Below are 15,278 nucleotides of genomic sequence, written 5' to 3'. Positions count from 1 at the left end.
ACCCCTCCGGCTTTCCCGCTATTTCATCAGCATTTTGGCTATTGTGATACGCTGCACCTCATTTGTTCCTTCATAAATCTCCGTAATTTTTGCATCCCTCATCATCCTTTCCACTTCATATTCCGTTATATAACCGTAACCGCCGTGTATCTGCACCGCCTCAGCCGCAACATAGCTTGCAGCTTCGGAAGCATACAGTTTTGACATCGCCGATTCTATAGCATTTGTTTTTTTCATATCCTTAAGCCAGGCTGCTTTATAAGTGATAAGCTTTGCAGCCTCTATTCTTGTTATCATGTCAGCCAGTTTGAACTGTATCGCCTGAAAAGAGCCTATAGGTTTGCCGAACTGCTTTCTTTCCATTGCGTAATTTTTTGCCTTTTCAAATGCCCCTTCAGCTATTCCCAGCGCCTGGGCGGCTATACCTATTCTCCCGCCGTTCAACGTTTCCATTGCAATTTTAAAACCGTCACCTTCGCTGCCGAGAAGATTTTCTTTCGGTATTTTTACATTATTCAGATTTACAGCCGTTGTATAGCTGCCCTTGATACCCATCTTTTCTTCATTACGCAGAATCTCAACACCATCTGTTTTCAGATCCAGAATAAAGGCCGATAAGCCTTTGTGTTTTAATTGCTTATCCATTGTGGCAAAAAGAATGCCGTAACCTCTGAAGCCGCCGTTTGTGATGAAAATCTTATTTCCGTTTACAACGAAGTGTTCCCCTGCGTCTTCATATTTAGTGGAAATATTCGCAACATCACTGCCGGCTTCCGGCTCCGTCAGCATAATACAGCCTATTTTTTCACCTGAGCACAAAACGGGAAGATATTTCTTTTTCTGCTCTTCGCTGCCGAACTGTAAAACGGGGTCACAGCACAGAGAAGTATGCGCTGAAATCAGAACACCGGTGGACGCACAGGCTTTGGAAATTTCTTCAATGAGAAGTATGTACGACATATAATCCAGACCAGCTCCGCCGTAATCTTCCGGAATATACGAACCCAGAAATCCCAGCTCGGAAATCTGTTTAACAATGCTCCCGGGAATTTCATGCATTGAATCTATTTCAGCCGCTGCCGGCGCCAGCTCTTTTTTTACGAAATCCGCCACCGAGTCTTTTAATATTTTATGATCTTCACTCAGATTAAAATCCATAATATTCACCTACTCCCCTTTAAATTCTGGTTCTCTCTTTTCAAAAAAAGCCTTCATCCCCTCTTTCTGATCTTTTGTGGAAAAAAGTATAGAAAATGCCGATGCTTCAATTGTTAAAGCTTCCTCAAGACTCAGATTAAAGCCCTTATCTATAGTCTGCTTTGCAAGACCTACTGCCATCGGTCCCCGTCCGGCTACTTCCTTGATATATTTTTCCGTTTCCGCAATAAGTTCCTCCGGCTCGGTTACCTTATTAACGATCCCCAGTGCAGCCGCTTCTTCGGCTTTTATAAACCTGCCGCTGAAAATCAGTTCCTTTGCCACATTAGGGCCTGCTACTCTTGAAAGCAGCTGGGTGCCGCCGAAACCGGGGATTATCCCCAGTTTAACCTCCGGAAAGCCGAACAAGGCATTTTTCGATGCGTAAATGAAATCACAGGCAAGAGCAATCTCAAACCCTCCGCCAAGAGCATAGCCGTTTACAGCTGCTATTACAGGCAAAGGGCACTCTCTGAAAGCCCGTATCAGCTTATGACTGTTTTCAGCAAATTCTTTTGCCTCTGACGCACATTTATCCTTCATCTCATTAATATCACCGCCTGCTACAAAAGCCTTTTCGCCGGCGCCCGTCAAAACCACGGCCTTTACATCTGAATCTTTCACACCGCCCACAATTTCCGTCAACTCATCCATAATGCTGCGGTTGATTGCATTAAGCTGCTTTTGCCTGTCGATGGTTATGTAAAGGATATTGTTTTTCTTTTCTGTTTTAAGATACTCGCTCATAATTCCCCCTTTATTTAATGTTAATACGGACTATTAATTATACTATATAGCAATCATACTTTCTTTGTCAATATTTATTATAACACTATATCATTTTAATTGAATAATTATTCACATACAAAAAACCGTTAAAAGTAATACGTAGTAAGTTATGTGTTGTTGAGGTATAATACGCACACTCAACTTTATCAACAATCTCAACCTGGCCAATGTCCTTAACCTCAACTTTTGCAACCACTTTCCTGTCTTACTCCCTCTTCACCTCACTCTTTCCCTCCTTCGCCGCTTCACTATCTCACACAGAACATATTATTCTGGACAAAATCTCTGAAATGTGGTATATAAAACGTTGTTTTCAAATATAAGAATTTTAATTCACAAGGAGTCCGTTATGAGAAAAATCATGCTTCTCCCGGTTATAATTTTATCAATCGTTTTATTTTCTGCTTTCGCAAAAGCTGAACCTGCCAAAACTATTGTCCTTGACAACAACACACTACTTCTCAACGGTTCGGGTTACCGTTCAAAATTTTTTATAAAGGTATACAGAGGCTCACTGTACCTCACAGATAAAATATTGTCTGACACTCAGAGTATTAAAGACGAAGAGGTTATTTTCAAAAGCGGGTATCCCGGTGCAATTAAAATGGAATTTGTATACAGTGAAGTGGAGGCAGAAAAAATCAAGGGTGCTTTCAGGGAAGGAATTGAGAAAAATTCGCCGGAACTATTAAACACTGATTATGTTAATAATTTTATAAGTACTTTTAATTTCAATGTAGTTGAGGGAGATATTATAACCCTTTTCATTAAAAATGAAGATACCGTAACTGTTTTCTACAAAGAAAAAACTTTAAATACCATAAATGGCGGGAGTATCGGAAAAGCTGTTTATAAAATCTACCTGGGAAAAGAACCGGCTGACGGCAGTCTCAAAAGTGATATGCTTGGCGGATAATCTGCATAAGGAGTTTATATGAAATACAGATTCAAGGAAGAAATAAAGGTTCGGTTTGCAGATTTGGATGCCTACGGTCATGTAAACAATGCCACTTTTTTCACTTATCTTGAAACGGCCAGAACAAATACCTTTTTAAGCACATTTAATAACTTGATGGAAAAGGGAATTCTACTGATCGTAGTAAAAGCCGAATGCAGCTATCTAAAACCTATAACTTTGAAAGATCGCGTCTTCGTGGAATTCGGTATTACTTCCAAAGGAAAAACCAGTTTTGTAATAGAATATGAAATCAACAACGGCAAATCTGTAACGTTTGCCACTGCATCAACAACAATGGTTTGTCTTGACAAAAATTCAGGGAAACCCGTTAAAGTACCCGGTGGACTGGAGGAATATCTATTCGACTAAACCAAAAACGGGGGAATTCCCCCGTTTTTTAAAAAATATATTTTTCCGCATCTATAACTGCATCTGCAAGAAGTCTCTGGTTTTCCAGAAGTCCGGCAGCATCGTATTTTGTAAACCTCCTGATACCGCTTAATAACATTGTAAGATTGTCTCCCTCTTCAACAAAATATGCAGCTTTCTTAGCCGCCCTTGTAATGTCCTCAACTTCGTTAAAAAGAAAAACATTCACTGCCGCTTCAAGGAGTTTTTTCTTCTTTTCATTGGATTTATCATAAATTTTAAGCGCCCTGAGTACTGTACTTTCAATGGCAAATATTCCTATTGCCACATCAGCCAGCGCCATGAGAATCTCCTGCTCATTTTTCATCTTTTCCATATGTTTCTGTACAGCTGCTCCTGCAGTTACCAAAAATACCGTTTTCAGATCTTCCAAAATTTTGAGCTCTTTTGCAAACAAACCTTCTTCCGGCTCATCAAAAGATGGCGTCATAAGCGATTCCATGGCTTTCATTGCTTCTTTTTGTAAAGGAAGTTCACCTTTCATAGTTTTTTTAAGAAGAATACCGGGTGTAAGCAGTCTGTTGATTTCGTTTGTCCCTTCAAAAATCCTGTTTATCCTTTCATCCCGATAAAACCTTTCTGCCGGATATTCCTGAGAATAACCGTAACCGCCGAAAATCTGAACGGTTTCATCCACAACATAAGCCAGAACTTCACTGCAGAAAACTTTTGAAATCCCGCATTCAACGGCATATTCTTCAATTGCCTTCTGATATTCCTCGTAATAATTTTCCACATCTTTATCAATATGGGCAAGCCTGTCATCTAACAGTCCCGCAAGCCTGTAAACCAGCGATTCGGAAGCAAACGTTTCGGCAGTCATTCTGGCAAGTTTTTCTTTTATAGCCCCAAAATTGCTGATTTCCGTACCGAACTGTTTTCTTTCATTGGCATATCTAACGGCTTCGCCCAAAGCATCCTTACATGCGCCTGTTGTAGCCGCAGCCAGCTTAAAACGTCCCACATTCAGCACATTAAATGCAATTTTATGCCCTTTGCCTATTTCTCCCAAAACATTTTCCACCGGCACTTTAGCGTTATCAAAATTAACCTGACGGGTGGATGAGCCTTTTATCCCCATCTTTTTCTCTTCGGCACCAAAGGAGATACCTTCAAAATCCCTTTCCACGAGAAAAGCTGTAAAATGCTCCTTGTCCACCTTTGCAAATACGGTGAAAAGATCGGCAAATCCTGCATTAGTAATCCACTGTTTGGTTCCGTTTAGCAGATAATACTTGCCGTCATCAGATAATACAGAACTTGCTTTGGCACCCAAAGCATCACTTCCCGAACCTGGCTCAGTAAGACAGTATGCAGCAAGCATTTCACCTGTCATCAGTTTTTCCAGATATTTCTCTTTCTGCTCCTTTGTCCCGTAATATATTAGCGGCAGCATACCGATACCCGTATGGGCTGCATACGCCACAAGAAAAGAGCCTCCCGGTGCCAGTTTCTCAGCCACCAGCATACTTGTAGCCTTATCAAGCTCAAGCCCGCCGTACTCCTCCGGAGCATCTATCATAAGAAGTCCCAGTTCTCCGCATTTTTTCATCCCCTCAATTACAATATCAAAGTTTTGATTGTCTATTTCCTCAATATGCGGAACGATCTCGTTCATTACAAACTGCTCGGTGGTTTCGGCAATCTGCTTCTGTTCATCGTTAAAATCTTCCGGAGTAAAAACATCATCCGCATCTGTTTTTTTAATCAAATATTCTCCGCCCTTCAGTAATTTTTCACTCATTCTCCACCTCTGCTTAACGTTTTTCATTAATTCCAAAATTATTGTTCTTTATTAATTTCGAGTAAATCCGCAACCAATCACCTATCCCACCCATACTGCCCATAATACCCATAATACTACTGCCCTACCTCACTATTTCACTATCTCCTCACTTACCACTTAGCACTTAGCACTAAATTTTCATATTCTCAAAAATACCGGCAGCGCCCATTCCTTCACCTATACACATAGTAACCATGCCGTATTTCTCCTTACGCCTTATCATTTCATGCAGAAGAGTGGCTGTCAGCTTTGCTCCCGTACATCCCAAAGGATGCCCCAGAGCTATTGCTCCTCCGTTCACATTCAGCATGGATTCATCCAGCCCCAGCTCGTTAATTACAGCGAGTGACTGTGCTGCAAAAGCCTCATTCAGCTCGATCAATCTTATATCGTTTTGTTTCAGACCGGTTTTTTCCAATACATCGGGAATCGCCTTAACAGGGCCGATACCCATAATTTCAGGCGGTACACCCTTGACTGAAAATCCCAGAAATGAAGCTATCGGATCTTTGCCGAGTTTTTTCAGAAAATCTTCTGAAACCACAACTGCTGCTGCTGCTCCGTCAGTCACCTGCGAGGCATTCCCTGCCGTCACTGTACCGTCCGCTTTGAAGACCGGCTTAAGCTTGGCAAGCCCCTCTACAGTGGTATCGGCTCTTATGCCGTCATCCGCATCAACAGTGAATTTCTCTTTTTTAGCTTTGCCGTTCACAAGCTCTGTTTTTTCCACATCCACGGGGATAATCTCATCGGCAAATCTGCCTTCATTTGCAGCTTTGGCAGCCTTTTCATGGCTCATGCAGGCAAATTCATCCTGTTTTTCCCTGCTTATTCCATACTTATCGGCAACAAACTCAGCCGTTATCCCCATGGCCGAATATACTTCAGGCCATTCACTCACCAGTCCCGGATTGGCGGAAAACTTTGTACCGCCGAAAGGAATCATTGTCATTGACTCAACTCCACCGGCTATAATACAGTCTGCAAATCCGGACATAATCCTTTCTGCAGCTATGGAGATGGTCTGCAGACCTGATGAGCAGTATCTGTTCACCGTCTGACCGGGGACTTCATATCCCAGACCGGCCTTCAAAAGTGCAATTCTTGCAACATTAAGCCCCTGTTCGGCCTCGGGAAATGCACAACCCATTATCACATCTTCCACATTCTCCTTTGAAACACCTGTTTTTTCCATAAGTCCTTTAATGACAGCAGCCGCCAGATCATCCGGCCGGGTATCCTTAAAACCGCCTTTCTTAGCCTTGCACCCGGCTGTTCTGTAAGCTCCTAAAATATATGCCCTTCTCATTATATCCTCCGAAATATTAATTTCTTAACGGTTTCCCTTTCTTCAGCATATGCTGGATTCGCTCCAGTGTCTTTTTCTGACCACACAGCTTGAGAAATTTTTCCCTTTCAAGATCCAGCAGATAATCCTCAGTAATAAGTGTTCCGGCATTCACATCGCCGCCTGTGATGACATCAGCTATCATTTCACCGATGTATTTTTCATACTCAGTAATAAAGCCGCCCTGCATCATATTCCAAAGCTGAACTTTTATACTGGCTGCAACACTTCTTCCCGGAGCCTTCAAACCAGTCCTCGGTCTGCCGGGCACATAATTTCTGGCCAAATCAAGCACCTTAGTTTTCGCATCATAAATAAGTCTGTCTATATCCATACAGACGGCATCTCCTTCACCCATATAATCCATATTAAACAGCTCCCACGCACCCATTGAGTGCTGAGCCATACCTATCTGTTTGAAATATTTAAAGATAAACGGAGAAACATCCGTTTCAAATTTTGCCGCTTTATCAATTGCCTTAATAGCAAGCTCCTTAGTACCGCCTCCGGCAGGAAGTAGTCCCACACCGGCTTCCACAAGTCCCATATAAGTCTCAGCATGGGCAACCCTTGCATCCGAATGCAGCGAATATTCACATCCGCCGCCTAGAGCAAGATTAAAAGGTGCCGCCACCACAGGAACCTTTGAGTATTTTATAGACATTGTGGCCTTCTGAAACTGCTTAACCATCATATTGATATCGTCAAATGCCCCCTCTGCTGCAGCAACAGCCAGAAGCATAAGGTTTGCTCCGGCAGAAAAAGCTTTACCCTGATTACCTATAACCAGCCCCGCCCCTTCATTCTCTGCACGGGCAATGGCTTTTGGCGTCATACTCATAATATCGCCGCTGATTGCATTCATTTTCGAATGAAATTCCAGGCAGAACACCCCGTCTCCTATATCCAGAATTGAGGCGCCGGCGTTTGATTCCACAACCCTATTTTTCGATTTCAGAATTTCAAAGTCGATTTTATCATATTTTACAGGAACCTCTTTGTATTCGCCGGATGTTAAATCATAGTAATATTTAACACCGTTCTCCAGTTTATAAAAAGACTCTATTTGTTCCAGTTCGTCCGGAACTTCCACACCGTCATTTTTTGCTTTCTTTACAAATTTCTTTACGCCGATAGCATCCATTATCTCAAAAGGACCCAGCTCCCAGTTAAAACCCCATCTCATTGCATTATCCACATTGACAATATCATCAGCAATTTCCGGTATACGTTTAAAAGCATACAGCAGGCCGTCTCTTAAAACGCGCCAGGCAAATTCAGCGCCTTTATCGTCAAAAGCAACCATCCTTTTTACCCTTTCTCTCGGGTCATCCAGCTGTTTTACCGTCTGAACAGAATTAAACTTCGGCTTTGCCGGCTCTTTATATTCTCCCGAATTATAATCGTAATAATAAATTACGCTTTTACCTTCTATTTTCTCCTTTTTGTAAAACCCTTTTTTCGTCTTATTACCGTGCAGCCCCTTTTCAATCATTCCTTCCAGAAAATCGGGCAATCTGTAAATTTCACGCTCCTCATCATTTTTTAACAGCCCATAGGAGTTCTTTCCGATATGTCCGATGGTGTCGACACCCACCAAATCGGCAAGCCTGAAAACAGCAGTTTTTGGAAGCCCTATAGCCTGGCCGGCTGCGGCATCCGCCTCCTCCACGGTCATATTCATTTCCTGCAAATGTTTAATAGCACTGAAAATAAGATAGACACCAATTCTGTTGCCCACAAAGTTCGGTGTGTCCTTTGCAAAGACTATTCCCTTGCCCAGTCTTTTGCTGATGAATTTTTCCATAAAATCCACAACACTCTTATCCGTATATTTACACGGAACCAGCTCCAGAAGACGCATATACCTGGGTGGGTTAAAAAAATGGGTGACAAGAAAATTTTTCCTGATATCTTCCGGCAAAACCTCCGCCATGTCATTAACCGACAAACCGCTGGTATTTGTGGAAAGAATTGCACCATCTTTATAATTTGGGATAATTTTATTTTTCAAAACATCGTGCTTTATTTTCATGTTCTCAACAACAACCTCGATTATCCAGTCAGCTTCGGATATTTTATGTATGTCGTCCTCAAAGTTACCCGTTTCTATAAGTTTTATATTATCCGGCAGATAAAACGGTGCCGGTTTCATCTTTTTAAGACCGGCTATATTATTGTTAGCAATTCGGTTGCGAACTTCTGGATCGTTAAGCGTCAACCCTTTTGCTTTCTCCTCATCGGTAAGCTCTTTCGGAACAATATCCAGTACCAACACCTCAATACCGGCATTTGCCAAATGAGCCGCTATTGTAGAGCCCATCACGCCGGAGCCCAGAACGGCCGCTTTATTAATCTGTCTCATTGTTTCTCCTCCGTTTTCTCATTTTTATATCCCTCGGGCTGGTAGCCGTTTTCCAGATACATGCTTTCTATCATTTCTCTGTATTTATCGTAAATTATACGCCTTTTAAGTTTCAATGTAGGTGTCAGTTCGCCGCCTGCAATCGAAAAATCTCTCGGCACAATACTAAACTTTTTAATAGTCTCATATTTTGGAAGGTTTGAATTAATCTCTTCTATCCTGCTTCTGAAAAGCTCGGTCACTTTCTCGTTTTTAACCAGATCTCCCACATCAAAAAATTTCAGTTTGTTTTCACGGGCAAACTCGAACAATCTTTCGAAGTTGGGCACAATTAAAGCAGTCAGATAAGGCTTATTGTCACCGTGTACATAAACCTGGGAAATATATTTATCCAGTTTCATTTCATTTTCTATGGGCTGCGGCGCAATATTTTTGCCCCCGGCGGTAACGATTATCTCTTTTTTTCTATCCTTTATAAAAATAAATCCGTCCTCATCAATTTCAGCAACATCGCCGGTTTTTAACCAGCCGTCTTCGGTAAACATCTCTTTTGTCTTTTCATCATCGCGAAAATATCCCTTCATCACGGCGGGACTTTTCACCATTAACTCACCGTCTTGTGCCACTTTAAACTCCGTATACTCGAAAGCAGTACCAACGGAGCCAAATTTAACGTCATCAAGGGTGTTAATGCTTATAGCCGGACTTGTTTCCGTTAGTCCGTATCCTTCCAGTATCGGAATCCCTATCACCCAGAAAAACTCATTAATAGTCTTGTCAAGCGGTGCTCCGCCTGAAACAAAAAATTTCATCCTCCCGCCGAACCGCTGCCTTATTTTTCTGAAAACAAGTTTGTCATAAAACCTGTATTTAACCTTTAGTGATTCGGGCAGATCCTTTGTGATGTATTTTCTTCTGACATATTCTTTTCCCACATCAAGTGCCCGGTGAACAAGCTTGCTTTTTATCACAGACATTTGGTGAATATTGTCAAATATCCTGGAATATATCTTTTCAAAAAGTCTCGGAACGCTGATCATTACTGTGGGGCGAATCTCGGTCATATTTTCGGGAACTTTCTCTATGCTTTCGGCAAAAGCAAGTTCACAGCCGTTCATCAATGTTATATAATACCCCACTGTACGCTCAAGCGCATGACTGAGAGGCAGAAAACTCAGCAGAGTTTCTTCATTAGTCAGGGATTTAACCTTTTTAATACCATATTCGGAGTCGTAAACAATATTTTCATGTGTAAGCATTACCCCTTTGGGAGTACCGGTGGTGCCTGATGTGTATATTATGGTAAGTATGTCGTCCTTATCCACTTCATCTATCCTGGATTCTATTTCAGCTTTTTCTTTTTCCGTAATGGGCATCGATATTTCCGAAAGCTGAAACAGCGTATAAACAGGCAAAAGTTTGTCACCGAGAAAACGCTCAAAAGAAATCACCGTTTCCACATGGGGAATTTTTTCTCTGACGGAGAGCAGCTTATCATATTGTATTTTGTTAGATACAAACACTATTTTAGCTCCGCTGTGATTAATAACATATGCCGCCTGATCAGCTGTATTGGTTGCATAAACAGGGACGGTAATGGCTCCCACAGACAGAATACCCAAATCAGCTATAACCCATCCCGCACGATTTTCGGACAAAATTGCCACTTTCTCACCTTTGCCGATTCCCAGCTTCAACAGCCCTCTTGCGCACATAAGGACACGTTCATAAAAATGGGAATAGCTTAGACTGATATACTGTCCTGCCTTTTTGTACGTAATGGCAATCTTTTTATCATAGACCTTCGCGTTTTCTCTCAACATTTCAGGGATAGACTTAAATCTCAATTCATACATCGTTATCATCCTGGTGAACGAATATTCATTTTTACTATTGATAACACCTGAAAACTAAGTTGTCAATATTTTAAAATATTTTTATATTATTAGACATAATATTCTTTTCTTATGTGAGAGAATGAAAGATTTGAATAATTCAGGAAACCAGCAAGAAATACCGTGAAGAGTAATACGTGAGGTGGTGAGTTAGGGAGATAGGAAGAGAGGTTTTGGATATCATATGAGCTGTAAAACCTTTGAATAATGTATTCTTATAAATTTTACCACCCCTTAATCCCCTTCTAACTCTATGATAGGAGTGGAGATAAAGCTCTTCCCCTAAATTAGGGGAGGTTGGGTGGGGTACTTATTCAAAGGTCTCGCTGTGGTAGTTCAAATTTATGTTCAAAACTCGATTTTGGACAACAAATTACTACCCTTTATCTCTCTACCTCACTGTTTCACCGATAGCTTTCGGCTTTCAAAAAATGAAAATACACATTTCTCAAAGATCTGCAATCTGTTTAAGTCACATTAGTTTATATAAAAAAAAGACCTCCATAATAGGAGGTCTCCGGAGAACTAACAATATTTTTCAGACTAAAATTATTATTTTTTAGGTCCTATCCATACCTGCTGAGTGTTTACAAACATTTTGATTCCGTGGGGACCTAATTCTCTGCCGAAACCCGATCTTTTAACACCGCCGCTGGGCAGTCTCGGGTCTGTCTTTACAATGCCGTTTACAGCAACCTGACCGCTCTCGATTTCAGATGCCATTTCTGCACCTCTGGATGCACCTGTCCATATACTGGCAGCCAGCCCGTATTGCGTGGCATTAGCCAGCTTTAAAGCTTCATCAGCATCTTTCGCTTTCATAACAGCTGCAATCGGTCCGAATGTCTCCTCACAGCTTGCCGTCATTTCAGGCTTAACATCGGCCAGCATTGTAACAGGATAATAGAAACCTTTACCTTCAGGAATTTCTCCTCCCAAAACAAGTCTGGCTCCTTCTTTTACAGAAGCCTGTACCTGACGGTGCAGATCATCCCTTAAATCTTTTCTGGCAATGGGTCCGACATCTGTGGATTCATTTCTCGGATCTCCCACTTTATATTTCTCAAATCGCTCTTTCATAAGGTCAATCATTTTATCATATACAGGCTCTTCCACAATAATCCTCTTAGCGGCAATACATGACTGACCTGCATTAATCAGCCTCATTAAACATATAGTATCGGCTGCCTCTTCAAGGTTGGCATCACTTAATACAACACTTGGGTCAGAGCCACCCAGCTCCATAACGGAAGGCTTAATTTCTGAGCCGGCGATAGATGCAATTTTGGAACCTGCAAAATCAGAACCGGTAACGGAAACTGCGCGTACAGCATCATGACGTATTACCCATTCTATACTTGCTGAAGTTATAACCAGATTCTGAAAAACACCTTCGGGAACTCCGGCATCAACAAACGCCTTTGTTATATATTCAGCACATTTTGGAACATGGGAGTCATGTTTCATCAGGCAGGTATTTCCGGCCATAAGCGCCGGCGCATAAAACCTTGCCGCCAGCCAGAAAGGTGCATTCCAGGGCAAAACTCCCAGCACGGGCCCCAAAGGAAGATACTGCACATAACTCTTGGTGGCGTCGGATTCAATATACTCTTTCTTTAAATATTCTTCTGCATGATCTGCATAGTGCTCCGCACACCACGCTGCTTTCTGTACCTCACCTCTCGCCTCTTTTATAGGTTTGCCCATTTCTTCCACCATAGGCATGGCGTAGTCATCAAGATTATCCCTCATAACTTTTGCAACTTTTCTCAGATACCCCGCTCTTTCTTCAAAACTGGTTTTTTTCCAGAAATCATAATACGTTTTTTCTGACAGCTCCAGTTTAGCTTCGATATCTTCCTGAGAATCCAGAGGCTTTTCATAAACTACCTCTTCAGTGGCCGGATTAGTTGCAACCAGTTTTGTCTTCGCCATAAATACCTCCTGATTAAATCTATTTACTTTTTGCTTTTGTGCTTTTGCCGGCTGCAGCTTTTTCAGCAGTTTTCTTCAATTTTTTATCTTCTTCCACAGCTGATGCAATTTCGATCCTCTGGTCAGCACCTTCTATTCTCTTTTTACCTTCTTCTTCCTTTATTATAAAATCTTCCTCAAGATTAAAAAAGGATTCACAACCGTTTGCCGTCACTCTTATCGTATCTGAGATACCGCAGGTTTTATTGCCGTCAACTCCCCATACCCACGGGATGATATGGAATGTCATACCCTCTCTTAGTACCGTTGAATTACCGTGTGCAAGGCTAAGAATATAGCCTTCATCCCAGCTTGGCGGAAAAGCTACTCCTATAGAATATCCTGAGCGTGTTATCAGAACGCCGTATTCATCGTTCACAGTAATAATATTCCTTATAAGGTTATCCACATCGGAAACCGTAACTCCCGGTCTGATCAAATCTTTTGCACTGTTTAATGCCAACTTCATCCTCTCCTGGGCATATCTCATATTATCACTCAAATCACCCAGAATAACCGTCCGCATCATTGCAGTATGATATTGTCTGAAGCAGCCGCCGACTTCCATAAACACATGCTCACCCGGCTGAACCACACGTCCTTCCCACGTTGCATGCCCGATCATTGTTCTCGGGCCTGAAGTCACATACGGCATAACTGCCGGAGGCTCCCCGCCTGCCTTGAACATAGCAGCAGAAATTTCGGCTCCGATTTCATTTTCAGTAACCCCGGCTTTGGCTGCTTCTATACCGGCTCTCATTCCACACTCCGTCGCCTTTGCTGCTTTTCTCATTACGTCAATTTCATAGTTCGATTTCGTAATCCTTCCCTGCTCAACTATTCCGAAACAATCATTTAGACGCCCGTCCGTCAAAGTGTGCTGCAGAGAGTCCTGCTGATATGCAGGGAAAAAGTAGCTGTTTCTTTCATACCCAATTGTTTTCTTGGAAAGCCCCATCTCTTTCAAACTGCTCACAAGCATCTGGATGGCATCCTCAGTATCCGAATAGGGTCTGGTTATTTCCACCCATGTACGTGCTATTACATTGGATTCTTCCAGTTTTCTTGTGACCATGAAAGGCTCACTTTCCAGCGGTACAACAAGCGCTTGAAAAAATGAGTAACCGGTGGTTTTATAATCAGTGAGATAAAGCAGGTTTTCAGGATCTGTGATGATAACAGCATCCAGGAGTCTTTCTGCCATCCTTGACCTTAACTCATCAATTCTTCTTTTGTATTCCTCAAAGGGAAATGTCATGTCATCTCTTTCAATCATGGCTTACCTCACCCAATTACTTTTTTGTATGCATCAGAAAAGATCCGCAGGCCTTTTTTCAAATCCTCTTCCGGAATAGTCAAAGGAGGGATAAATTTAAGAACCTCCCCTCTGCTTCCGCAGACACCGATAAGCATCCCGTTTTCGAAGCATTCTCGTGCAATTGCTTTTGCTTTATCACCGTTCGTAACATCAAATCCTACAATCATACCTCTTCCGCGTACTTCCACATCATCATTTCCCTCTGCAAGGTCTTTCAGGAAAGACGACATGTATTCACCATGTTTTTTCGTTTTATTCATCAGTTCATCATTGTCAAAGTAATCCAGCGCTTTTGTCCCGGCCACAAACGAAAGCCCCTGACCTCTGAATGTACCCGTATGCTCTCCCGGACTCCATTTCTCGTCATACTCAGGCTTATTAAGTGTCATGGCAAGGGGTGTTCCGTACCCGCCGATACCCTTGGCCAGAACAATTATATCAGGATCAAGATCTGTACCGTCAAAACTGAAATATGAGCCTGTTCTGCCGCAACCCACCTGGATATCATCAATGATAAAAAGTGCTCCAAGATCTCTGGCAAGCTGCTGTATACCTTCAAGCCATTCAAGGTTGCCGACTCTTACACCGCCCTCAGCCTGTATTGTCTCAACCAAAAACGCTGCAGGAGCATTTACACCGGAAGATGGGTCGTTAAACATAGCCTTTAAATCGGCCAGTGATTCCATGCAGTTTTTTCCAGTACCAAAGGGCCATCTGATAACATTGTCAAGTGAAACCCCGGCTGCATTTCTGAAATAATGATTTGCAGTGCAGGCTAGCGAGCCCAGTGTCATACCGTGAAAACCGTGGGTAAATGCAACAACATCATCACGGCCGGTAACTTTTCTGGCCAGTTTTAAAGCCGCTTCAACAGCATTTGTCCCTGTAGGGCCTGTAAACTGCATCTTATACTTCATGTTTCTCGGTTTTAAAATAGTTTCCACAAACTTCTCAATGAAACTTCTTTTTGCACTCGTATACATATCCAGACTGTGCGCCACGCCGTCTTCTTTTAAAAACTCTATCATGGCTTCCTTCATCTTTGGATTGTTGTGACCGAAATTCAGGACGCCGGCCCCGGCAAAAAAATCCACATATTCTTTGCCGTTCTCATCAACCTGCTTCGCATTGGAAGCTGATTTAAAGACCGTAGGGGCTGCTCTGCAGTAAGCCCTGATTTCTGATTCCCATTGCTCAAAAATTTCCATACTGTTAGCCA

General features: G+C 42.2%; 11 protein-coding genes. 2 read left to right on the top strand and 9 right to left on the bottom strand.

The annotated features are described in order from the left end of the window. Window positions 1-18: 18 nt before the first annotated feature. Window positions 19-1,158: an acyl-CoA dehydrogenase family protein gene (locus UMU13_RS03640; RefSeq protein ID WP_328217216.1), complete on the bottom strand. Its 1,140-nt coding sequence runs from the start codon at window positions 1,156-1,158 to the stop codon at window positions 19-21. Between the two features lie 9 nt (window positions 1,159-1,167). Beyond that, a complete protein-coding gene (locus UMU13_RS03635; RefSeq protein ID WP_328217214.1) occupies window positions 1,168-1,944 on the bottom strand; it encodes an enoyl-CoA hydratase/isomerase family protein in 777 nt (258 codons plus the stop codon). Between the two features lie 391 nt (window positions 1,945-2,335). On the opposite strand from UMU13_RS03635, the gene UMU13_RS03630 reads away from it, so the two are divergent. Together UMU13_RS03630 and UMU13_RS03625 are read left to right on the top strand one after the other, a co-directional pair. Further along, window positions 2,336-2,902, top strand: a complete 567-nt coding sequence (locus UMU13_RS03630; protein ID WP_328217213.1) for a chalcone isomerase family protein — start codon at window positions 2,336-2,338, stop codon at window positions 2,900-2,902. Between the two features lie 18 nt (window positions 2,903-2,920). Then, window positions 2,921-3,313 carry an acyl-CoA thioesterase gene (locus UMU13_RS03625; protein WP_328217212.1) on the top strand — a complete coding sequence of 131 codons (393 nt, stop codon included), beginning with the start codon at window positions 2,921-2,923 and terminating at the stop codon, window positions 3,311-3,313. Window positions 3,314-3,341: 28 nt separating this feature from the next. On the opposite strand, the gene UMU13_RS03620 is transcribed toward UMU13_RS03625, so the two are convergent. The 7 genes from UMU13_RS03620 to UMU13_RS03590 all read right to left on the bottom strand — a co-directional run bounded on the left by UMU13_RS03620 (window position 3,342) and on the right by UMU13_RS03590 (window position 15,267). Further along, entirely contained in the window at window positions 3,342-5,117 is a 1,776-nt protein-coding gene (locus UMU13_RS03620; RefSeq protein WP_328217210.1) for an acyl-CoA dehydrogenase family protein, read from the bottom strand. Between the two features lie 172 nt (window positions 5,118-5,289). Next, entirely contained in the window at window positions 5,290-6,468 is a 1,179-nt protein-coding gene (locus UMU13_RS03615; protein ID WP_328217209.1) for a thiolase family protein, read from the bottom strand. A 16-nt stretch (window positions 6,469-6,484) separates the two neighbouring features. Next, on the bottom strand, window positions 6,485-8,872 hold the full coding sequence (locus UMU13_RS03610; RefSeq protein ID WP_328217208.1) for a 3-hydroxyacyl-CoA dehydrogenase/enoyl-CoA hydratase family protein: 2,388 nt from the start codon (window positions 8,870-8,872) through the stop codon (window positions 6,485-6,487). Beyond that, the gene (locus tag UMU13_RS03605) at window positions 8,869-10,728 is read right to left on the bottom strand and encodes an AMP-dependent synthetase/ligase (RefSeq protein WP_328217207.1); all 1,860 of its coding nucleotides are present in this window, start codon (window positions 10,726-10,728) and stop codon (window positions 8,869-8,871) included. Before UMU13_RS03605 ends, UMU13_RS03610 begins: the two co-directional genes overlap by 4 nt. A 591-nt stretch (window positions 10,729-11,319) precedes the next feature. Further along, window positions 11,320-12,702 (bottom strand): NAD-dependent succinate-semialdehyde dehydrogenase, encoded by a 1,383-nt coding sequence (locus UMU13_RS03600; protein ID WP_328217206.1) that lies wholly within the window; start codon window positions 12,700-12,702, stop codon window positions 11,320-11,322. Window positions 12,703-12,721: 19 nt separating this feature from the next. Continuing rightward, window positions 12,722-14,017 carry an ectoine hydrolase gene (gene doeA / locus UMU13_RS03595; protein ID WP_328217205.1) on the bottom strand — a complete coding sequence of 432 codons (1,296 nt, stop codon included), beginning with the start codon at window positions 14,015-14,017 and terminating at the stop codon, window positions 12,722-12,724. Between the two features lie 8 nt (window positions 14,018-14,025). Next, window positions 14,026-15,267 carry an aspartate aminotransferase family protein gene (locus tag UMU13_RS03590; protein WP_442902131.1) on the bottom strand — a complete coding sequence of 414 codons (1,242 nt, stop codon included), beginning with the start codon at window positions 15,265-15,267 and terminating at the stop codon, window positions 14,026-14,028. Window positions 15,268-15,278 lie beyond the last annotated feature (11 nt).

Origin of the sequence: Flexistipes sp. (assembly GCF_036172515.1) — a bacterium.
In the GTDB taxonomy this organism is placed as follows: domain Bacteria; phylum Chrysiogenota; class Deferribacteres; order Deferribacterales; family Flexistipitaceae; genus Flexistipes.
Note: the sequence above shows the minus strand (reverse complement) of the source record. Positions and strands in the feature narration are given on the sequence as shown.